Annotated in this window: 19 protein-coding genes; 7 read left to right on the top strand and 12 right to left on the bottom strand. The window is 71.0% G+C overall.

All coding sequences use genetic code 11. The features are described 5' to 3' along the window. Positions 1-439: 439 nt before the first annotated feature. The gene (locus tag ACWCQK_RS14010; RefSeq protein ID WP_451155344.1) at positions 440-1,081 is read right to left on the bottom strand and encodes a DNA-3-methyladenine glycosylase; all 642 of its coding nucleotides are present in this window, start codon (positions 1,079-1,081) and stop codon (positions 440-442) included. A 138-nt stretch (positions 1,082-1,219) separates the two neighbouring features. On the opposite strand from ACWCQK_RS14010, the gene ACWCQK_RS14005 reads away from it, so the two are divergent. From ACWCQK_RS14005 to ACWCQK_RS13995, 3 genes are all read left to right on the top strand, one after another. Further along, positions 1,220-2,002 carry a sporulation protein gene (locus ACWCQK_RS14005; RefSeq protein ID WP_451155343.1) on the top strand — a complete coding sequence of 261 codons (783 nt, stop codon included), beginning with the start codon at positions 1,220-1,222 and terminating at the stop codon, positions 2,000-2,002. A 41-nt stretch (positions 2,003-2,043) separates the two neighbouring features. Then, the gene (locus ACWCQK_RS14000) at positions 2,044-2,583 is read left to right on the top strand and encodes a YbhB/YbcL family Raf kinase inhibitor-like protein (RefSeq protein ID WP_451155342.1); all 540 of its coding nucleotides are present in this window, start codon (positions 2,044-2,046) and stop codon (positions 2,581-2,583) included. A 145-nt stretch (positions 2,584-2,728) separates the two neighbouring features. Further along, complete coding sequence (locus ACWCQK_RS13995; protein ID WP_451155341.1) at positions 2,729-3,235, top strand: HNH endonuclease; 507 nt, start codon at positions 2,729-2,731, stop codon at positions 3,233-3,235. An 80-nt stretch (positions 3,236-3,315) separates the two neighbouring features. On the opposite strand, the gene ACWCQK_RS13990 is transcribed toward ACWCQK_RS13995, so the two are convergent. The 3 genes from ACWCQK_RS13990 to ACWCQK_RS13980 form a co-directional block, all read right to left on the bottom strand. Beyond that, the gene (locus tag ACWCQK_RS13990) at positions 3,316-4,266 is read right to left on the bottom strand and encodes an SPFH domain-containing protein (RefSeq protein ID WP_451155340.1); all 951 of its coding nucleotides are present in this window, start codon (positions 4,264-4,266) and stop codon (positions 3,316-3,318) included. 130 nt (positions 4,267-4,396) lie between these two features. Continuing rightward, positions 4,397-4,828, bottom strand: coding sequence for an NfeD family protein (locus tag ACWCQK_RS13985; RefSeq protein WP_451155339.1), 432 nt, complete (start codon positions 4,826-4,828; stop codon positions 4,397-4,399). Positions 4,829-4,921: 93 nt separating this feature from the next. After that, complete coding sequence (locus ACWCQK_RS13980) at positions 4,922-5,719, bottom strand: ABC transporter ATP-binding protein (protein WP_451155338.1); 798 nt, start codon at positions 5,717-5,719, stop codon at positions 4,922-4,924. Positions 5,720-5,857: 138 nt separating this feature from the next. On the opposite strand from ACWCQK_RS13980, the gene ACWCQK_RS13975 reads away from it, so the two are divergent. Further along, positions 5,858-6,646, top strand: a complete 789-nt coding sequence (locus ACWCQK_RS13975; RefSeq protein WP_451155337.1) for a hypothetical protein — start codon at positions 5,858-5,860, stop codon at positions 6,644-6,646. 201 nt (positions 6,647-6,847) lie between these two features. Here ACWCQK_RS13975 and ACWCQK_RS13970 read toward each other — a convergent pair whose 3' ends face one another. The 3 genes from ACWCQK_RS13970 to ACWCQK_RS13960 form a co-directional block, all read right to left on the bottom strand. Continuing rightward, positions 6,848-7,096, bottom strand: a complete 249-nt coding sequence (locus ACWCQK_RS13970; protein ID WP_451155336.1) for a chaplin — start codon at positions 7,094-7,096, stop codon at positions 6,848-6,850. Positions 7,097-7,267: 171 nt separating this feature from the next. Then, positions 7,268-7,909, bottom strand: coding sequence for a response regulator (locus ACWCQK_RS13965; RefSeq protein WP_451155335.1), 642 nt, complete (start codon positions 7,907-7,909; stop codon positions 7,268-7,270). Further along, positions 7,902-9,071, bottom strand: a complete 1,170-nt coding sequence (locus tag ACWCQK_RS13960; RefSeq protein WP_451155334.1) for a GAF domain-containing sensor histidine kinase — start codon at positions 9,069-9,071, stop codon at positions 7,902-7,904. Before ACWCQK_RS13960 ends, ACWCQK_RS13965 begins: the two co-directional genes overlap by 8 nt. Before the next feature lie 850 nt (positions 9,072-9,921). On the opposite strand from ACWCQK_RS13960, the gene ACWCQK_RS13955 reads away from it, so the two are divergent. Further along, the gene (locus tag ACWCQK_RS13955; RefSeq protein WP_451155333.1) at positions 9,922-10,689 is read left to right on the top strand and encodes a transglycosylase SLT domain-containing protein; all 768 of its coding nucleotides are present in this window, start codon (positions 9,922-9,924) and stop codon (positions 10,687-10,689) included. Between the two features lie 82 nt (positions 10,690-10,771). Here ACWCQK_RS13955 and ACWCQK_RS13950 read toward each other — a convergent pair whose 3' ends face one another. Further along, complete coding sequence (locus tag ACWCQK_RS13950) at positions 10,772-13,258, bottom strand: FHA domain-containing protein (protein WP_451155332.1); 2,487 nt, start codon at positions 13,256-13,258, stop codon at positions 10,772-10,774. A 238-nt stretch (positions 13,259-13,496) separates the two neighbouring features. On the opposite strand from ACWCQK_RS13950, the gene ACWCQK_RS13945 reads away from it, so the two are divergent. Together ACWCQK_RS13945 and serB are read left to right on the top strand one after the other, a co-directional pair. Then, the gene (locus ACWCQK_RS13945) at positions 13,497-15,605 is read left to right on the top strand and encodes a streptophobe family protein (RefSeq protein WP_451155331.1); all 2,109 of its coding nucleotides are present in this window, start codon (positions 13,497-13,499) and stop codon (positions 15,603-15,605) included. Positions 15,606-15,850: 245 nt separating this feature from the next. Beyond that, positions 15,851-17,065: a phosphoserine phosphatase SerB gene (gene serB, locus ACWCQK_RS13940; protein ID WP_451155330.1), complete on the top strand. Its 1,215-nt coding sequence runs from the start codon at positions 15,851-15,853 to the stop codon at positions 17,063-17,065. Positions 17,066-17,235: 170 nt separating this feature from the next. Here the strand turns inward: serB and ACWCQK_RS13935 are convergent, their stop codons facing one another. The 4 genes from ACWCQK_RS13935 to ACWCQK_RS13920 form a co-directional block, all read right to left on the bottom strand. Continuing rightward, complete coding sequence (locus ACWCQK_RS13935) at positions 17,236-17,754, bottom strand: SixA phosphatase family protein (RefSeq protein ID WP_451155329.1); 519 nt, start codon at positions 17,752-17,754, stop codon at positions 17,236-17,238. A gap of 112 nt (positions 17,755-17,866) precedes the next feature. After that, positions 17,867-18,073, bottom strand: coding sequence for a hypothetical protein (locus ACWCQK_RS13930; RefSeq protein WP_451155328.1), 207 nt, complete (start codon positions 18,071-18,073; stop codon positions 17,867-17,869). A 272-nt stretch (positions 18,074-18,345) separates the two neighbouring features. Further along, complete coding sequence (locus ACWCQK_RS13925; RefSeq protein WP_451155327.1) at positions 18,346-18,462, bottom strand: SGM_5486 family transporter-associated protein; 117 nt, start codon at positions 18,460-18,462, stop codon at positions 18,346-18,348. Between the two features lie 48 nt (positions 18,463-18,510). Further along, positions 18,511-19,872 (bottom strand): CynX/NimT family MFS transporter, encoded by a 1,362-nt coding sequence (locus tag ACWCQK_RS13920; protein ID WP_451155326.1) that lies wholly within the window; start codon positions 19,870-19,872, stop codon positions 18,511-18,513. Positions 19,873-19,928: the final 56 nt, after the last annotated feature.

Genomic DNA, 19,928 nt, shown 5'->3' with positions numbered 1-19,928 from the left:
TTCTCAAGGAACGGACGCTTCCTTTGTACTCACCCTCTCGGGCTTTCCTCCGGGCGCTTCCCTTCGGTCTTGCGTTTCCGACTCTATCAGATCTTCTCGACCCGATTTCTTCGGTGCTTTCCAGGTTTCCGCTTCCGCGTTTCCCTTTCCGGCGGTTCCGACTTTATCAGATCATTTTCGTGATCCGATTCCCTGTCGGTGGGTATCGTCTCGGGCCTCTGCGCTTTCGCTCGTCGGCCTTTCGACATTCACTACGTTAACCGATTCCCCCTGGCGACTCATAATCGAGTCCGCGGGTCCCGATTTCGAACATGCGGGCACGTCGAAATCGACCCCGTCAGGGGCTGTCGTAGGTAGTGGGTTGGCCGCTTCCGGCTCCAGGCGATTGCCCTGCCCGGTTCAGCGGCTTGGGCTACATTACGCACCCCGCGGGGGCGAGTCAACTTGAGCGGCGCCGAGGTGTGTGGGCCCGATACGGGCTCACCGTCGGGTCGTTGGCTACCCAGAACCGCCAGGGGTGGACGCCGCCGTCGCCGGACACTCCGGTGCGCGGGCCGTTCCGTACCTGGTCGGGGGGTGCGGGGGTGCCCGTGTGCACGGTCAGGGGTGAGCCCTCGGGGGCACAGGCGTCCGTGCCGTCCAGGGCCCGGTCCACACCCAGAGCGGTGGCCAGGCGCGCGGGGCCTTTGGCCAGTTCCTTGTCATTACGGGCCGAGAGTCGACGTTTGCGGGCGAGCTCCGCGCCCTCGACGATCTCGCCCCCGCGCAGCAGGACTCCGCTCGGCCGGCCCACGGGACCGCAGACGAAGTTCATGCAGAACCACATGCCATAGGTGAAGTAGACGTACACGTGTCCGGGCGGACCGAACATCACTTCGTTGCGGGCCGTGCGTCCGCGATAGGCGTGGGAGCCGGGATCGTTCGGGCCGTCGTAGGCCTCGACCTCTGTCAGGCGCAGGGCGATCGGACCGTCCGGGGTGGTGCGCACGAGGACACGGCCGAGCAGATCGGGGGCGACCTCCAGTACAGGCCGGTCGAAGAAGTCCCTGGGCAGGGGCGTACGGTCGGGGGTCGCGATCATGTCCTCCGAGCGTAGTGCAGACGGGTCGGTACCACGGGGTGGTCAGGCAGCGTCCGCCTTGCCAGGGTGTGGGGCGCGGAACCGGTCACGGTCGGATCGCGTTTGTAGGGATCAAGGGTCACTCGTAGAAGGAGAGTCATGGCGTTCAAGAAGCTGCTCGCGAGTCTCGGGGCCGGCGGAGCTTCGGTCGAGACGGTGCTGACCGAGGTCAACGTCGTTCCGGGCGGCGTCGTCCAGGGTGAGGTGCGGATCCAGGGCGGCTCCGTCAACCAGCAGATCGAAGGGCTGTCCGTCGGACTCCAGGCCAAGGTCGAGGTCGAGAGCGGCGACCAGGAGTACAAGCAGGACATCGAATTCACCAAGGCGCGGCTCGGCGGTGCCTTCGAGCTCCAGGCGGGCGCCGTGCACGCGGTGCCGTTCGGGCTCGAGATCCCGTGGGAGACGCCGATCACGATGATCGACGGTCAGCCGCTGCGTGGGATGAACATCGGTGTGACGACCGAGCTGGAGATCGCGCGCGCCGTGGACTCCGGTGACCTGGACCCGATCAACGTGCACCCGATCCCGGCGCAGAAGGCGATCCTGGACGCGTTCATCCAGCTGGGCTTCCGCTTCAAGCACGCGGACATGGAGCGCGGTCACATCCGGGGTACCCGGCAGCGGCTCCCCTTCTACCAGGAGATCGAGTTCTTCCCGCCGTCGCAGTACCGCGGCCTGAACCAGGTCGAGCTGAGCTTCGTGGCCGACGAGCACGCGATGGACGTCATCCTGGAGATGGACAAGAAGCCGGGGCTCTTCAGTGAGGGCAGTGACACCTTCCGGTCGTTCCAGGTGGGTGTGCACGACTACCAGGGGACCGACTGGGCGGCTTACCTCAACCAGTGGCTGGCCGAGGTCGGCAGCAAGCGCAACTGGTTCTAGGCTCGGAGCGCACTGAAGGAAACCGATCAGGAGGTACCGAGGTGACCGAGCTCAAGCGGCGGCCGCTCCCCCATGACTTCCATCCGCCCGTGCCGTCGTTCACGGTCACGAGCGAGGACGTCCAGGAGGGCGCGACGCTCAAGGACGCTCAGGTCTACGCGGCCGGCAACACCTCGCCGCAGCTGCGGTGGGAGGGCTTCCCGCCCGAGACCAAGAGCTTCGCCGTGACCTGCTACGACCCGGACGCCCCGACGGGCAGCGGGTTCTGGCACTGGAGCCTGTTCGACATCCCGGCTTCGGTGACGGAGCTGCCCGCCGGCGCCGGCAGCGGCAAGTTCGAAGGGCTGCCGGACGGCGCCGTCCAGGTGCGCAACGACTACGGCAGCAAGGACTTCGGCGGTGCCGCGCCGCCGGCCGGGGACGGACCGCACCGGTACGTGTTCACCGTGTACGCGGTGGACGAGGAGAAGCTCGGTCCGGACGCGGACGTGTCGCCCGCGGTCGTGGGTTTCAACCTGCGGTTCCACGCGCTCGCGCGTGCGCAACTGGTCGGTGAGTACGAGGTGCCCGCCAAAGACTGACGTTCATTGAACGTTTGCCCGCCTCTGGTCTTGGAAGTGATCAGGGGCGGGCATTTTTTATTGCGTTGTCCATCTCGGCGTGCCCGGCCAGAGTTGATCCACGCCCGCCAGGAGGTGGGCCCGTGCGCACGGGAGGTGGACTGGAATGCGGGACACGCTGGTACTGAACGCCAGTTTCGAGCCGCTGTCGACGGTGACGTTGAACCGAGCCGTCGTTCTGGTACTCCAGGACAAGGCCGTGGTCGAGCAGGCCCACCCCGAACTGCGCATGCGCGGAGCCGCGGTCGACATACCCGCGCCCCGGGTCATCAGGTTGTGCAGGTATGTTCGGGTGCCCTTCCGAAGACAAGCGCCCTGGTCGAGGCGGGGTGTTCTGGTCCGGGACAGGCACCGGTGCGCGTACTGCGGCAGGCGGGCGACGACCGTCGACCACGTGGTGCCGAGGGCGCAGGGTGGTAGGGACGCCTGGCTCAACACGGTCGCCTCGTGCGCGGAGGACAATCACCGCAAGGCGGACCGGACGCCCGAGCAGGCGGGTATGCCGCTGTTGCGGCAGCCGTTCGAGCCGACGCCCGCGGACGCGATGCTGCTGTCCCTGGGGCACGAGGACTTCGAGGCGCTGCCGGAGTGGCTGGCACAGCCCGCCGCCTAGAGACCGTATGAGACCGGGGCCCACCTCCGTCGGAGGTGGGCCCCGGTCTCATATGCGTGTGCCGGCCGTCGGCCAGTCGGTCAGTCGAGGGACGGCTTCTCGCGGCGTTCTGAGCCGCCCGAGCCGGAGGAGTTGCCGCCGCCCGAACCTCCGCCCAGGCCACCGAAGTTGCCCATGGCTCCGGACAGGCCCTTGAGGGCGTCGCCGATCTCGCTGGGCACGATCCAGAGCTTGTTGGCGTCGCCCTCGGCGATCTTCGGGAGCATCTGGAGGTACTGGTACGAGAGGAGCTTCTGGTCCGGGTCTCCGGCGTGGATGGCCTCGAAGACCGTACGCACGGCCTGGGCCTCACCCTCGGCGCGCAGGGCCGCGGCCTTGGCCTCACCCTCGGCCCGCAGGATCTGGGACTGCTTCTCGCCCTCCGCGGTGAGGATGGCGGCCTGGCGCGTACCTTCGGCGGTGAGGATCGCGGCGCGCTTGTCACGGTCGGCGCGCATCTGCTTCTCCATCGAGTCCTGGATGGAGGTCGGCGGCTCGATCGCCTTGAGCTCGACGCGGTTGACGCGGATGCCCCACTTGCCGGTGGCCTCGTCGAGGACACCGCGCAGGGCCGCGTTGATCTCCTCGCGGGAGGTCAGGGTCCGCTCCAGGTCCATGCCGCCGATGATGTTGCGCAGTGTGGTGACGGTGAGCTGCTCGATGGCCTGGATGTAGCTGGCGACCTCGTAGGTGGCGGCCCGCGCGTCGGTCACCTGGTAGTAGATGACGGTGTCGATGTTGACGACCAGGTTGTCCTGGGTGATCACCGGCTGCGGCGGGAACGGCACGACCTGTTCCCGCAGGTCGATGCGGTTGCGGATGGTGTCGATGAACGGAACGACGATGTTGAGCCCCGCGTTGAGCGTGCGCGTGTAGCGGCCGAACCGCTCCACGATGGCCGCGCTCGCCTGTGGGATGACCTGGATCGTCTTGATCAGGGCGATGAAGACCAACACCACCAGAATGATCAAGACGATGATGACCGGTTCCATCGTGCTCCCCGTGCCCTTCTCCGCCTCGGCGCTTTCGGAAGATCTTATGGTTGTTGAAGATCTTGCTGGTCGAGTCTGACAGACCGTCGTGTGCCCCGTGGTGTGTTCCGGTCACTTGCGTCACGCGAGGTCAGATGACGATCGCCGTGGCTCCCTCGATGTCGACGACATCCACCTCCTGGCCGACTTCGTAGGCGCGGCCGCCGTCGAGCGAGCGGGCCGACCAGACCTCGCCGGCGAGTTTGATGCGGCCGCCCGAGCCGTCGACGCGCTCCAGGACGAGGGCCTGCTTGCCCTTCAAGGCGTCGATGCCCGTGGCGAGTTGGGGCCGCTGGGCGCGGTGCCGGGTCGCGATGGGGCGTACGACGGCGATGAGGGCGACCGAGACCGCGACGAAGACGAGTACCTGGACGACGACGTCGAAGCCGAGGCCGGCCATCACGGCGGCGGCGACGGCACCCACCGCGAGCATGCCGAACTCCGGCATCGCGGTCACCACGAGCGGGATTCCGAGCGCTGCCGCGCCGACGAGCCACCACACCCACGCATCGATGTCGTCCACACGGCCATGGTAGGTCCGCACGTCCTGTCGCCGACAGGGTGCCCGCAGGTTGGAAGGGCGCCTACCGGTGTGTTCGCGGGGACTTCACGGCTCTCAGGCCATCGGCAGGCCCTGCGCGGTCCAGCGCTCGCCGACCTGTTCGACGACGAGCGGGAGGCCGAAGCAGAGGGAGAGGTTGCGGGAGGTGAGTTCGAGCTCCAGCGGGCCCGCGGCGAGGACCTTGCCCTGCCGGATCATGAGGACGTGGGTGAAGCCCGGGGCGATCTCCTCGACGTGGTGCGTGACCATGATCATGGAGGGGGCGATCGGGTCGCGGGCCAGCCGGCCGAGGCGGCGGACCAGGTCCTCGCGACCGCCTAGGTCGAGGCCGGCCGCGGGCTCGTCGAGCAGGAGCAGCTCGGGGTCGGTCATCAGGGCGCGGGCGATGAGGGTGCGCTTACGCTCGCCCTCGGAGAGGGTGCCGAACTTCCGGTCGAGGTACTCGCTCATGCCGAGGCGGTCGAGGAAGGCGAGGGCGCGCTGCTCGTCGACCTCCTCGTACTCCTCCTGCCAGCCGGCCGTCATGCCGTACGCGGCGGTCAGCACGGTCTGCAGGACGGTCTGGCGCTTGGGGAGCTTGTCGGCCAGGGCGATGCCGGCCATGCCGACGCGCGGGCGCAGCTCGAAGACGTCGGTGCCCGGCTTGCCGAGGGGTTCGCCGAGCACGGAGACGGTGCCTGAGCTGGGGAAGAGGTAGGTGGAGGCGATGTTCAGGAGGGTCGTCTTGCCGGCGCCGTTCGGGCCGAGGATGACCCAGCGCTCGCCCTCCTTCACCGACCAGGAGACCTGGTCCACGAGAGCCCGGCCCTCGCGGACCACGGATACGTCCTGAAGCTCCAGAACATCGCTCATGAGCGCGTTGTCTCCCCTTGCAGTGTGGCCGGTCTCGGCGTCTCGGCTGTCGCGTGCGCCGGTGGGCGCAGCCCTCAAGGAAATCTACGCCACGAGTCCCCCGGTCCATTCCATCGGTCCGGTCCTTAGGCTGGTCGCATGCTCTCGGAACCGCGCTCTGGACGCCTTGCCGCTTGGGGAAATGCCCTTTTGGCCGGACTTGTCTCCCCTGATGACGCCGTGCTCGCCATCGTCGGCGAGGACGCCGTGCACCGGGTGGAGGGGCTGCCCGGCGAGACGGCTCCCGTCGGGCTCACGCTCGCCCTGGGGCGGCTGCGGAGGCTGGGCGCGACCGGGCTGCGGATCGCTTTGCCCGCCCCGGGGCATCCGCTGGGGCTGAGCGGGCCGCCGGAGTTCAACGCGCGGGCGCTGGCGGCCGAGGAGGCGGTGGTCTGCCACGGGGCCGCGCTGGGGCTGGTGCCCGAGGTGTACGAGGCCGGGCCCGCTGGTGATGTGCATGTCGAGGTGGTCTGGCACTGCCTGCCGGTGCGGGAGGCTCCGCCCGCGGACGTGCCGTCGCTGGGCGAGGCCGAGCGGGAGCTCGCGGAGGCTCTGCGGGAGGCGACGGAGGTGCTGTCCCGGCTGGACGTGGCCGGTTCGGGGCCGGTCGCCGCGGCGGCGCTGGACGCGTACCGGGCGCGGGCCGAGCGGGGGCGGGAGGTGCTGGCACCCGGGTACCCGCCGCGGGCGGTGCGGGTGCTGGAGCTGGCGCAGCGGGTGGGGCTGCTGGTCTCCCTGGCGTACGAGAACGGGCACGGGGGCGCGGTGAGCGCGTCCGAGATGGGGGCGCGGGCTCAGGCGCTGCGGCCGGTGGAGCGGACGGGGCGGCGGGCGCAGGTCGCCGCGTACAACTCCGTTGTGGAGGAGCGGGAGCGGGGGGTGCGGTGAGCGTCTCCCTGGGGGCTCTGCCCCCAGACCCCCTGTCGGCCTGGACGGCCTCGTCCTCAAACGCCGGACGGGCTGAGATTGAGCGGACGTCTCCCTGAACGCTCAGCCCTCCAGACCCCTGACTGCCACGACACGACGGCGACCCCCTCCGCTGTCCCCGGTGGGCCGGGAGGGCGGAGGGGGGCGCCGGGTGGGGCGAGGTCAGTGGTTGAGGCCGAGGTTGCCGAACGCCGGGTTCAGCAGACCGATGACGTTCACGCTGTTGCCCACCGCGTTCACGGGGACGTGCACCGGGACCTGGATGACGTTGCCCGAGACGACGCCGGGCGAGTGCTTGGCCTCGCCGCTGGCCCACGCCCCACCGTCGGTGGCGGAGGCCATCCCGGCTCCGGCGGCGATCAGCCCGCCGGCCACCATCGTCACGGCCGCTGCCTTCTTCAGGTTCTTCACTTCTTCAACCCCTCCTAGCGATCGCCGCGGCAGTCGCCGCAGCACGCACTGGAGAACGGCGGAGATCCACGAAGGATGCGCCATCCGGGGGACATTCCCACGACGGTATGAATCTCAGACTGGAGTGGAACCTTCCGCGACACCGCGGTGAGCGTCGCGCCGCGGCTCGTTTCAGGTGGTCACGCCATGGCGTACGGCCCACAGCGCGGCCTGCGTGCGGTCGGAGAGGTCGAGTTTCATCAGGATGTTCGAGACGTGTGTCTTGACCGTCTTCTCCGAGAGGACCAGCGCCCGGGCGATCTCGCGGTTGGACCGGCCGTCCGCTATCAGCCCCAGTACCTCGCGCTCCCGGTCGGTCAGCGACCCGCCCCTCCCCTGGGACGTGTGGGTCTCCTCCTGCGACAGCAGAACGAGCGCAACCTCGGGCTGGAGCAGGACGTGGCCGGCGTGCACGGAGCGGATGGCGGCGGCGAGGGCGTCGGGATCCACGTCCTTGTAGACGTACCCGGCGGCGCCCGCGCGCAGGGCCGGGACCACCGTGCGCTGTTCGGTGAAGCTGGTGACGATCAGCACACGCGCGGGGTTGTCCAGTTCGCGGAGCCTGCGCAGCGCCTCCACGCCGTCCATGCCGGGCATCTTGACGTCCATCAGGACGATGTCGGGCTTCAGCTCCTCGGCGCGGGCGACCCCTTCGGCGCCGTCCGCGGCCTCGCCCACGACCTCGATGTCGTCCTGGACCTCCAGGAAGGTGCGCAGGCCCCGCCGCACGACCTGGTGGTCGTCGACGAGCAGCACTCTGATTGCGTCAGCCACCGGGGACCTCCAGCTCGATCGTGGTGCCCTTGCCGGGCGCCGACTCCACCGCCAGCGTGCCGCCGACCCCGCCGGCCCGGTCCCGCATGGAGACCAAGCCCAGGTGGCGTCCCGCCCGCCGTACCGTGTGCGGTTCAAAACCGCTGCCGTCGTCCGTGACCCGCAGGACCGCGCCGCGGCCCTGCCGGTGCACGGTCACCTCCACGTGCTGCGCCCCTGAGTGCCGCAGGGCGTTGTGCAGGGCCTCCTGGGCGACCCGCAGCACCGCCTCCTCCTGGGCGGCCGGCAGCGCGCGGAACTTGTGGGCCGAGAAGGTCACGCGCGCGCTGTGGGCGCGGTCCAGGACCTGGATCTGGGTGCCGAGCGTGGCGATCAGCCCGTCCTCGTCCAGTGCCGCGGGACGCAGCTCGACCACCGCCGCGCGCAGTTCGTCGGCGGCCTCCGCCGCGAGGACGGCCACCTGCTGCAGCTCGCCCTTGGCGCGGGCGGGGTCGCGGTCGACGAGGGCGGCCGCGGCCTGCGCCGTCAGACGCAGCGAGAACAGCTTCTGGCTGACCGCGTCGTGCAGCTCGTGCGCGAGGCGGGAGCGCTCCTCGGCGATGGTGAGTTCGCGGCTGCGTTCGTAGAGGCGGGCGTTGGTGAGGGCGATGGCCGCGTGCTGGGCGAGGAGGGCGAGCAGTTCCTCGTCCTCCCGCGTGAAGCCGCAGCCGCCTTCGGACGCGGGGCTCTCGGGGTGTCCCCCCGCGGGGCGCACCTTGTTGGCGAGGAAGAGCGCGCCGATGACCTCGTCGCCGTCACGGATCGGCAGGCCCAGGAAGTCCGACATGTCGGGGTGCGCGGAGGGCCAGCCCTCGAAGCGGGGGTCCTCGCGCACGTCGGCGAGACGCTCGGGGCGGGCCTCGTGGAGCATCGCGGCGAGGATGCCGTGCTGGCGCGGGAGCGGGCCGATGGCCTTCCACTGTTCGTCGCTGACGCCGTCGACGACGAACTGGGCGAAGCCCCCGTGGTCGTCCGGGACGCCCAGCGCCGCGTACTGCGCGTCGAGCAGCTCGCGGGCCGAGGCGACGATCGTCTTGAGGACGTCGCGCACCTCCAGGTGCCTGCTCATGGCCAGCAGCGCGGTGCTCACCGCGGCGAGGCCGGACCGGGGGCCTTGACTCATGACCTCACGGTACCGGCGGGGTACGACAGCGCGGATCGGTCCTGTGGCGTGGCCGCCTGGGCCTGTGGACCTAGGTCACGGGTCCTGGGAACGACGGCCCAGGGCGAAGGACCCCTCTGCCGCCCGCCCCGCGTACGGACGGGGGCGGTGATCGCGGTCGGCACGAAGGGAGGCCGGGCCGTGGAGCGGCCGCCAGGCCATACGCGGTGGTGTGAGCGCCGGGCCCGACGCGGTGATGCGGGCGGCGGAGGGCCGGACGGATCCGGTGGCAGCACGCCCGGGCGCCGGGTACGGGCGGGCTGCCCGCCGGGCCGCACGAGCCGGGGCTGCCGTGTCGGCCACCGTGCCGGCGGGTGGGCTCTGGTCCGGCGCTCCCTGGCGCCCCACCTCGCCTCTGCCGACGCCGGCGGCCGTCGCGGGGCGGACGGCGGTCGCCCCGGGGTACGAGGAGGCGCCGCGCGGGCTCCGTCCCGGCGGGGGATCGGGGATGTGCGCCTCGGTCTTCCGACCGAGGCCGCTCACGTAGAGCGTTGCTTCAGCAACTGCCGGTGAGACGGGGGTGGTGGCGGTGTGAGCCCGCGCATAGGGCCCGCATCACGTACGAAGGTACATAGGAGACATAGGTATCCCCCATGAACGGGACAGACGGCCCAGTCTGTCCCGTTTTGCCCTTCCTGCGTCCACTATCGGGGATCGTACGTCACACCTTTGCCACAGGATTTTGCGGCCGCTAAGAATTGCTCTCGTCGCTCAGCGCCGCGGATTCTTCCCAAGGCGTTCGTAACCGAAACACCGGTGTCCCCCGTCGGACGGAAGAGCGACCTCCGCGCTATCCGAAGAGGTCATCTGCATGCCCAAGATCAACCGCACTCCTGGTCACAGTCGCACCCTGGCCAAGTCTCACAAGATCGCCATCGCCGGTGTCGCCACTCTCGGCGCCGCCGCCGTCGCCTTCTCCGCGGTTCCGAGCAACGCACAGACGACCACGACCACGGTCGACGCCGCCACCGCGGCGAACGTGGCCTACAGCACCGCGCCGATCAAGGACGTCAAGGCCGACGTCACCGATCAGCTCGCCGGTGCCAGCGTGAAGGTCGAGACCATCTCGGCGCAGAAGAAGGCCGCGGCCCAGGCCGTCGCCAAGCAGCAGGCCGTCAAGACCGCCGCCAAGGCCGCCGCCAAGCAGCAGGCCCACAAGGCCGCCGCGCAGCAGGCCTCCAAGGCGCGCCAGGCGAAGGCCGCCGCGAGCCGGTCCGCGGAGCGTCCTGAGATGGAGCTCGTCGCCGCCAAGACGTACGCCAACAACCTGGACGGCTGGATCCGGCAGTCCCTGGACATCATGAAGAGCCGCGGCATCCCGGGCAGCTACAACGGTCTGCACCGCAACATCATGCGGGAGTCCTCCGGCAACCCGATGGCCATGAACGGCTGGGACGTCAACGCCGTCAACGGTGTCCCGTCCAAGGGACTGCTCCAGGTCATCCAGCCGACCTTCAACGCCTACCACGTGCCCGGCACCTCGTGGAACATCTACGACCCGGTCGCCAACATCACCGCCGCCGCCAACTACGCGGCGCACCGGTACGGCTCGATGGACAACGTCAACAGCGCCTACTGAGGCCGACGCGCGCCTCTGCTCGCATACGCCGAAGGGCGGCACCCGACCGGGTGCCGCCCTTCGGCGTCGTACGGGCGCGCCGCTACTTGCGCATGACCTCGGGCTCGTGGCGGCGCAGGAAGCGGGACACGAAGAAGCCGCAGATCACGCCGAGGGCGATCAGGGCGGCCATGTCCAGGCCCCAGGCGCCGGCCGTGTGGTCCCACAGCGGGTCCGTGCTCCCGCCGTCCGTCGGCGGGCTGATCTTGTTGAAGTCCAGCGTGGCGCCGGCCGCGGCCACCGCCCAGCGCGACGGCATCAGGTACGAGAACTCGTTCACGCCGATCGAGCCGTGCAGGGTGAACAGACAGCCGGTGAAGACGACCTGGATGATCGCGAACATCACCAGCAGCGGCATGGTCTTCTCGGCGGTCTTCACCAGTGCCGAGATGATCAGGCCGAACATCATCGAGGTGAAGCCCAGCGCCATGATCGGCACCGAGAGTTCGAGGATGATCGCGCCGCCGAGGACCAGGCCCTTGTCCGGGATCTCGCGGCTGAAGAAGCCGATGGTCCCGACCAGGGCGCCCTGGAACACGGTGATCGCGCCGAGCACGAACACCTTGGACATCAGGTACGCCGAGCGGGACAGGCCGGTGGCGCGCTCCCGCTCGTAGATGACCCGTTCCTTGATCAGCTCGCGGACGGAGTTGGCGGCGCCGGCGAAGCAGGCGCCGACCGCGAGGATCAGCAGGACCGTGGTGGCCGTGCCGTTGGGGATGATCCGCCCCTGGGCGTTGGCCGGGTTGGGCAGCAGGCCCTTGTCCGCGTCGATGAGCAGGCTGACCGCGCCGAGCACGGCCGGCAGGATCACCATCAGCGCCAGGAAGCCCTTGTCCGAGACGATGACCGTGCTGTAGCGGCGCACCAGCGTGACGAACTGGGACATCCAGCCCTGCGGCTTGGGCGGCTTCATCGCCTGCATCGGCGCCATCTGCACGGACTGCGGCGCGACCGCGTCGATGTCCGCGGCGTACATCTGGTAGTGCTGCGAGCCCTTCCAGCGGCCCGCCCAGTCGTAGTCGCGGTAGTTCTCGAAGGCGGAGAAGACGTCGGCCCAGGTCTCGTAGCCGAAGAAGTTCAGCGCCTCCTCCGGCGGACCGAAGTAGGCGACGCTGCCGCCCGGCGCCATGACCAGGAGCTTGTCGCAGATCGCGAGCTCGGCGACGGAGTGGGTGACGACGAGGACCGTACGGCCGTCGTCGGCGAGGCCGCGCAGCAACTGCATGACGTCACGGTCCATGCCCGGGTCGAGGCCGGAGGTCGGCTCGTCCAGGAAGATCAGCGACGGCTTGGTGAGCAGTTCCAGGGCCACGGAGACACGCTTGCGCTGGCCGCCGGAGAGGGAGGTGACCTTCTTCTCCTTGTGGATGTCCAGCTTCAGCTCGCGCAGCACCTCGTCGATGCGGGCGTCGCGCTCGGCGCCCGTGGTGTCGGCCGGGAACCGCAGCTTGGCCGCGTACTTGAGGGCCTTCTTGACGGTCAGCTCCTTGTGCAGGATGTCGTCCTGCGGGACCAGACCGATGCGCTGGCGCAGCTCGGCGAACTGCTTGTAGAGATTGCGGTTGTCGTAGAGGACCTCGCCCTGGTCGGCGGGCCGGTAACCGGTGAGCGCCTTCAGGAGCGTCGACTTGCCGGAGCCCGACGGCCCGATGACCGCGATCAGCGACTTCTCCGGGACGCCGAAGGAGACGTCCTTGAGGATCTGCTTGCCGCCCTCGACGGTGACGGTCAGGTGGCGCGCGGAGAAGGACACCTCACCGGTGTCGACGAACTCCTCGAGCCGGTCGCCGACGATCCGGAACGTCGAGTGGCCCACGCCGACGATGTCGGTGGGGCCGAGCAGTTGTGTGCCGCCCTTGCCGATCGGCTGACCGTTGACGTACGTGCCGTTGTGCGAGCCCAGGTCGCGGATCTCCATGCGGCCGTCGGGCGTCGAGTGGAACTCCGCGTGGTTGCGGGAGACCTGGAGGTCCGAGACGACCAGGTCGTTCTCCAGGGCGCGGCCGATGCGCATCACACGGCCCAGGGCGAACTGGTGGAACGTGGTCGGACTGCGGTCGCCGTAGACCGGCGGTGCCCCCGCGCCGCCACCGGGCCCCTGCTGCTGCGGGATCGACGGCCCCTGGTGCGCGGCCTGTTGGTTCCAGCCCGCCTCCGGCTGGCCGGCCTGCGGAGCCCAGCCGGGGTTCGCGCCCTGCGCCGCGTACGGCTGCTGCTGGGGCTGTGCGACCGCCGCGGTGCCCGAGAGGGTCACGCGCGGTCCGTCGGTGGCGTTGCCCAGATGCAGCGCCGAGCCGGGGCCGATCTCCAGCTGGTGGATCCGCTGTCCCTGTACGAACGTGCCGTTGGTGCTGCCGTGGTCCTCGATCACCCAACTCCGGCCGTTGTGGCTGACCGTGGCGTGGCGCCAGGAGACCCTGGCGTCGTCGAGCACGATGTCCCCCTGCGGATCGCGTCCGAGGGTGTATGGCCTGGACGGGTCGAGCGTCCAGGTGCGTCCGTTCAATTCCAGTACGAGTTCCGGCACTCCAGCCCCACTGAGTTGTCCCCCGAGTTACCCCCATCACAGGGAGTCTAGGGATGTCGAACATCGGGGGGAACTATTTCAGGAGCGGCCCCCCGACCGAAAGCCTGGCCCTGTGAAGACGGTGTACGCGCGCTTCGGCAGTTCCCGTTGACGGGGTTGAAACCGGACCGGAGAGTGGTAATCCCCCGCGAGGGGGACACGCGTGGCGGCCGCCGCGCAGCGGATCGGGGGGTCTGCCATGAGTGCTGGCACGGGCGTCGGGACCGTCGAGGGCGTCACACGGGGCAGGAACGTGCCCTGGGGAGACGTCCTGTTGTCCGCGATCGCCTCGGTGAGCTGGGCGTTGATCGGAATGGCGGGTACGGCGGCGCTCGGGCTGCATCTGCTGGCGGCCGACACGGCGGGTTCGCTGGGCCCGATGACCGCGGCGGTCGTGGCACTGGGGGCCGGTGGTTCCGTCTCGCCGTCCGGAGACGTGTCCGCCTTCGGCCTGAGCGACGCCGAGGCCACCACGGCCATCGAGATCACGCCGCTGGGTGTGGGCCTGGTCGGAGCACTGCTGATGTCGTGGTTCTTCCTACGGTCCCTGCGCACGGCCGGAGTTGTGGTCTCGCCCGCCGAACTCCTCGCCCGCGCCGGGTCGGTGGCCGCCGTGTTCGTGGCGATGCTGGGCGGACTGGCCTGGGCGGGGCACGACGTCATCACCATCGACGGGGGTTCGCTGGGCCTCGACGACCTGACCGGCGGGGGCGGCGGCGGGGGCGGCGGCGGGATCGGCATCCCGGGGCTGGGCGACATCGGGGACATCGGGGGGCTGCTGCCGGACCGGCTCGGCGATCTGGTCGACGCGAAGGCGGCGGTCGGGTTCACCGTCGACACGGCGCCCACCCTGCTGGGCGGTCTGGTCTGGGTGGCCGGTGTCCTGCTGATCGCCCTGCTGGCCTCGCGCCGCACTCCCCTGCCGCCCGGCTGGGCGGCCGTGCACCGGGTGGTGCGGCCGGCCGTGTCCGCGCTCGTCGCGGTGCTGCTGGTGGCGGTGGCGGCGGGTCTCGCGGCGGCCGGCTACGCGGCGATCGGTGACGACCACCCCGGGCGGATCGCGGGAGCGGCGCTGCTCGGCGCGCCGAACGGGGTGTGGCTGGGCATCCCGGTCGGCCTGTTCGTGCCGTGGGACGGCCGGGCGACCGGCGCGCTGGCGACCCTGCTGCCCGACCCGCTGGACGACCTCCTCAGCGTGTCGTCCGACCAGCCCGTGACGCTGGGGCGGCTCGCGGACCTGGACGGGCGGGTGTGGCTGCTGGGCGTCGCGGCGGCGCTGATGATGCTGTTCGCCGGAGTGCTGACGGCGGTACGGACCCCGGTGGGAACGGTGGTGGAGGGGCCCGCGGCAGGCGGCGTAGGCGGTACGGGGGCCGGTGCGGTAGGAGGGTGGCCGGCCGGTGGCGTAGGTGGTGCTGGGACCGGAGCTGTAGGGGCCGTCGGCGCCGGTGCCGTACGGGACCCGGGCGCGCTCGCGTTCGCCGGGCGGTGTGCGCTGCGGCTGGGCATCGTGACCGCGCTGGCGCTGCCGCTGCTGACGTGGCTGACCGAGGTGTCCGTGGACGCCTCGCTGTCGGTGCTGGGCTTCGACGCGTTCGGCGCCGGGATCCAGCTCCACGGCCGGCCGGGCATGGCGCTGCTGCTCGGCGCGGTGTGGGGCGCGGGGGCGGGAGCCGTGGGCGCACTGCTGGCGTACGCGTGCGGGGCGGCGGGACGACGGGCGGCACCGCTGGCACTGGGTGACGCGGTGGGGGGTGGGACCGCGGGGAGCCCGGGGCCGGCGGGAGCCGCGTGGCCGACGGGGGCTCCGGGTGCCGGTACGGCGGCGGGACCCGGGGGGCCGGGCCGGCATGGGGCGCCGTCGGGGCCGTACGCGCCCGGTGCGCCCTATCGGCCGCCCAACCCCGTCACCAACCCCTACCTCCGGGTGCCGGACGAGCTGCGGGAACCGCAGGACAGGCGGCCGGAACAGGCCGGACCTGCGGGCCGGGGCCCGGACGGCGGGACCCGGTCGCCCGGTGGGCCGTCGGGCCGACGGCCCACCGGGGACGCGTCCGGAGGACAGGCTGCCGAGGAGTCGCCCGGGGACCGGCCGCGATCGCCGGGAGAGTCCTCCGGTGGGGGGGCGCCCGGTGAGCCGTCGGCGCGCGACGACGTGTACGGCGCTCCCACCATGGCCCGGCCGATCGATCCGCCCCCGCGACGGCCGCCCGGCGCACGTCCCGGCACGCGGCCGCCGACGCCACGGGAGGACGGGCCGCCTCCGCCGCCTCCCCCGCCGTCGGCACCGCCCAGGCGCCCCCGGTGAGCCGCCCGGCCCAGGCCTGACGGCGGGCGGTGACCTGTGATCGGGTCGTGCGGCGGACCCGCTCCCGGCGGGTGGCGGGCCTGTCGCGGCCGTGCCGTCACGGGTCCGCCCGGCTCGCCGCCCGGGTCCTGGCGTCGTAGCCTGCCCGTAAGATCCACGCTGTCTGTAGGACACACAGTGTTCCGTGTCCGTCAGGCGGACCTCAGGCGCGGAAGGCACTGGGTGCCGGATACGGTGGGAACACCATGAGCGCTTCGCAGACCTCGGCCCCTGACGTGCCCACTCTCCTCGTCAAGATCTTCGGCAAGGACAGGCCGGGCATCACGGCCGGCCTCTTCGACACCCTCGCCGCCTTCTCCGTCGACGTGGTCGACATCGAGCAGGTCGTCACGCGTGGCCGGATGGTGCTGTGCGCGCTCGTGACCGAGCCCTCGCAGGGGCTGGAGGGAGATCTGCGCTCCACCGTCCACAGCTGGGCGGAGTCGATGAGGATGCAGGCGGAGATCATCTCCGGCCTCGGTGACAACCGGCCGCGCGGCCTCGGCCGCTCCCTCGTCACCGTGCTCGGCCACCCGCTCACCGCGGAGTCGACCGCCGCCGTCGCCGCCCGGATCACCAAGACCGGCGGGAACATCGACCGTATCTTCCGGCTCGCCAAGTACCCGGTGACCGCGGTCGAGTTCGCGGTGTCCGGGGTGGAGACCGCGCCCCTGCGCACCGCGCTGGTGACGGACGCGGCCGCGCTCGGCGTGGACATCGCGGTCGTGGCGGCGGGCCTGCACCGGCGCGCCCAGCGGCTGGTCGTCATGGACGTGGACTCCACGCTCATCCAGGACGAGGTGATCGAGCTCTTCGCCGCGCACGCCGGCTGCGAGGACAAGGTCGCCGAGGTGACGGCGGCCGCGATGCGCGGCGAACTGGACTTCGAACAGTCGCTGCACGCGCGGGTCGCCCTGCTGGAGGGGCTGGACGCGTCCGTGGTGGAGAAGGTGCGCAGCGAGGTACGGCTCACGCCGGGCGCGCGCACCCTGATCCGCACGCTGAAGCGGCTCGGTTACCAAGTCGGCGTCGTCTCCGGCGGGTTCACCCAGGTCACCGACGACCTCAAGGAGCGGCTCGGGCTGGACTTCGCCCAGGCCAACACCCTGGAGATCGTCGACGGGAAGCTGACCGGCAAGGTCACGGGCGAGATCGTGGACCGGGCGGGCAAGGCGCGGCTGCTGCGCAGGTTCGCCGCCGAGGCGGGCGTACCGCTCGTCCAGACCGTGGCGATCGGCGACGGCGCCAATGACCTGGACATGCTCAACGCGGCGGGGCTCGGGGTCGCCTTCAACGCCAAGCCGGTGGTGCGCCAGGCGGCACACACCGCGGTGAACGTGCCGTTCCTGGACACGGTCCTGTACCTGCTGGGTGTCACCCGCGAAGAGGTCGAGGCGGCGGACACCCACGTCGACCACTGAGCGACGGCTGCGCGACCGCCGAGAAGGCGACTGAGCGGGCCGCCGAGAAGGCCACCGGTGCGTACGACGGCTGGACGGTCGTTCGAAGGGCGTCCGGCGTCCGTGCGCCACGACGAGGGGTCCGGCACCGATGCGCGGTGCCGGACCCCTCGTGCACGGTGGGTGTGCGGTCAGTCGCTCGGCGCCCAGTAGTCGACCAGCGTGGCCACGCCGGGCTCCAGAGCCTTCCAGGTGCCGTCGAAGGACAGTACGACGAAGGCGGCGGCCGGGAAACCGCGGGCGCTCTTGCGCTCCCCAGCGTCCCCCTCGGCCGCACCGGCCAGGACGTCGGCGAGGCCCTGCACTCCCGGGTTGTGGCCGATCAGGACGAGGTTGCGCACGTCGTCCGGGGTCTCGTTGAGCAGCGCGACCAGCTCTCCGGGCGAGGCATCGTAGATCCGCTCCTCGTAGACTGTTTTCGGCCGATGCGGGAACTCCGAGACCGCGATCTTCCAGGTCTCGCGGGTCCGGACCGCGGTGGAGCACAGGGCCAGGTCGAAGGAGATCGCGGAGTCGGCGAGCTTGAGTCCGGCGACTGCGGCGTCCTTGCGGCCCCGGTCAGCGAGCGGTCGCTCATGATCGGTCACCTGTGGCCAGTCGGCTTTCGCATGCCGGAAGAGGACAATCCTACGGAGTTCTGCGACGCTCATGGAACCCAGCTTCGCATGAAACACGCCATGGGGCGCAGGGAGTTGACATGCGGTTTCACCGGTGGCTTCGGGGGGCAGGGGGGCGTCCGGGGCGGGTCCGGCCGGACCCTGCCTAACGTGCGAACAACTCCTGTACGCGTTCCAGGAGATGGGTGATCGCCGGGTCTCCGGTGGCCGCCTGGGCGTCGGACGGGTTCCCTATCAGCGCCAGCAGGGCGACGAAGGCGAGTGCCGGGAGGGCGAGGGCCCACCAGGGCAGCCGGATGTCGGCACGGCCCGTGGTCGCCGGGTGCGGGCGGGGGTGCGTAGGGGCCGACATGGATGCCTCCGCTGGTCTGCGAGTGGTCCGTGGCCGGCGCCTCGCGGCCACATCTCGAAACTACGGAGTCCGGGGCCCCCAACCCATCCGGTGACCCACCCACTTGACCCTGACCCTCACCCCCTAGGGGATAGGGGGGCTAGCACCACCATCGGGTCCGGCCGAGGGGCGGCCCTGGACGGCAGGGGTGACGGCGGACCTGACGGCAGCCGTGACCGCGGCCATGTCGGCGGAGGTGACAGCGGAGACGTCGGCGGGGAGTGACGCGGCCGTCACGGAGAGGCGATCGTCGCGATGACGGCGATGATCACGAAGATGGCGAGGAACGAGCCGAAGATGATCAGCATCCTCTTCTGGCCGTTCGGCGGGTTCGGGTCGAGCACTGGCATACCGCAAGTTTCGCACCTCCCGCCCTCGCCGGGGCCGCCGGGGTGCGGTCAGCGAGCCGCCTCGTCCTCGACCGTGCGGTCGCGCCCGGCCAGCACGCCCACGACCATCTGCGGCACCATCAGGGCGGCCATGAGGGCGATCGGCAGCCCCCAGCCGCCGCTGTGCTGGTAGAGCACGCCCACCAGCAGCGGGCCGGGGATCGAGATCAGATAGCCGGTGCTCTGCGCGAACGCCGACAGCTGGGCCACGCCCGCGCCGGTCCTGGCCCGCATCCCGACCATCGTCAGGGCCAGCGGGAAGGCGCAGTTGGAGACACCGAGCAGGACGGCCCAGGCCCAGGCGCCGCCGGCCGGCGCGACGTACAGACCCGCGTATCCGGCGAGGCCGCAGACGCCGAGGGCGAGCACGATCGGGCCCTGCCGGGGCAGCCGGGTGGCCAGGCGCGGGATGACGAAGGCGAGCGGCACGCCCATCACCATGGTGACGGCCAGCAGCAGCCCGGCGGTGCCCGCGGGCACTCCGGCGTCGCGGAAGATCTGCGCCATCCAGCCCATGGTGATGTAGGCGGCGGTGGCCTGGAGTCCGAAGAACACGGCCAGCGCCCAGGCGGTACGGCTGCGGGTGATCCGCAGCGCGGGCCGGTGCCGCTCCCCGCGCGCGGGCTCCTGCGGGGCCGCCGCTCCCCGGCCCCGCACCAGTGGGATCCACGGCAGTACGGCCACCGCGGCCAGGCCCGCCCAGACCGCGAGCCCGGTCTGCCAACTGCCGCCCAGCGACTTGGTCATGGGCACGGTCACCGCGGCCGCGGCGGAGGTGCCCAGGGCGAGGGCCATGGAGTACAGGCCGGTCATGGAGCCGACCCGGTCGGGGAACCAGCGCTTGACGATGACCGGCATCAGGACGTTGCTGACCGCGATACCCATGAGCGCGAGCGCGCTGGCCGCGACGAAGCCGGCCGTGCTCCCCGCGTACGGCCGTATGAGCAGGCCCGCGGCGATGGCGGCCATGCCCGCGCAGACCACCGCGCCCGGCCCGAAGCGGCGGGCGAGCCGGGGGGCCATGACGCCGAAGACGGCGAAACAGAGCGGCGGCACCGAGGTCAGCACGCCGGCCAGGGTGCCGCTCATGCCGAGCCCGTCACGGACCTCTTCGAGGAGGGCGCCGAGGCTGGTGATGGCGGGCCGGAGGTTGAGCGCGGACAGCACGATGGCGACGACGACCAGGCGCGTCGCCCACGCGCGCGGGGCGCCGGGCACGGCCCCGGCCGGGGCCGCCGCCGCGGACGCCTCACGTGTCGCCGCCGGCGCCGTCGTCGCTCGTGCCGTCGTGGTCGTGGTCGTGGTCATCCTGGTGGGTGATTTCGCGGATGTCGTCGTCCGGGTTTCCTCGCTCGCCATGAGGTCCATCATAGAATCATGGGATGATTGGTTGTCCATCCCCGGGCGCCTCACTCCCGCCCGCCGCG

The sequence above is a fragment of the Streptomyces sp. NPDC002306 genome, from assembly GCF_053593435.1.
Note: the sequence above shows the minus strand (reverse complement) of the source record. Positions and strands in the feature narration are given on the sequence as shown.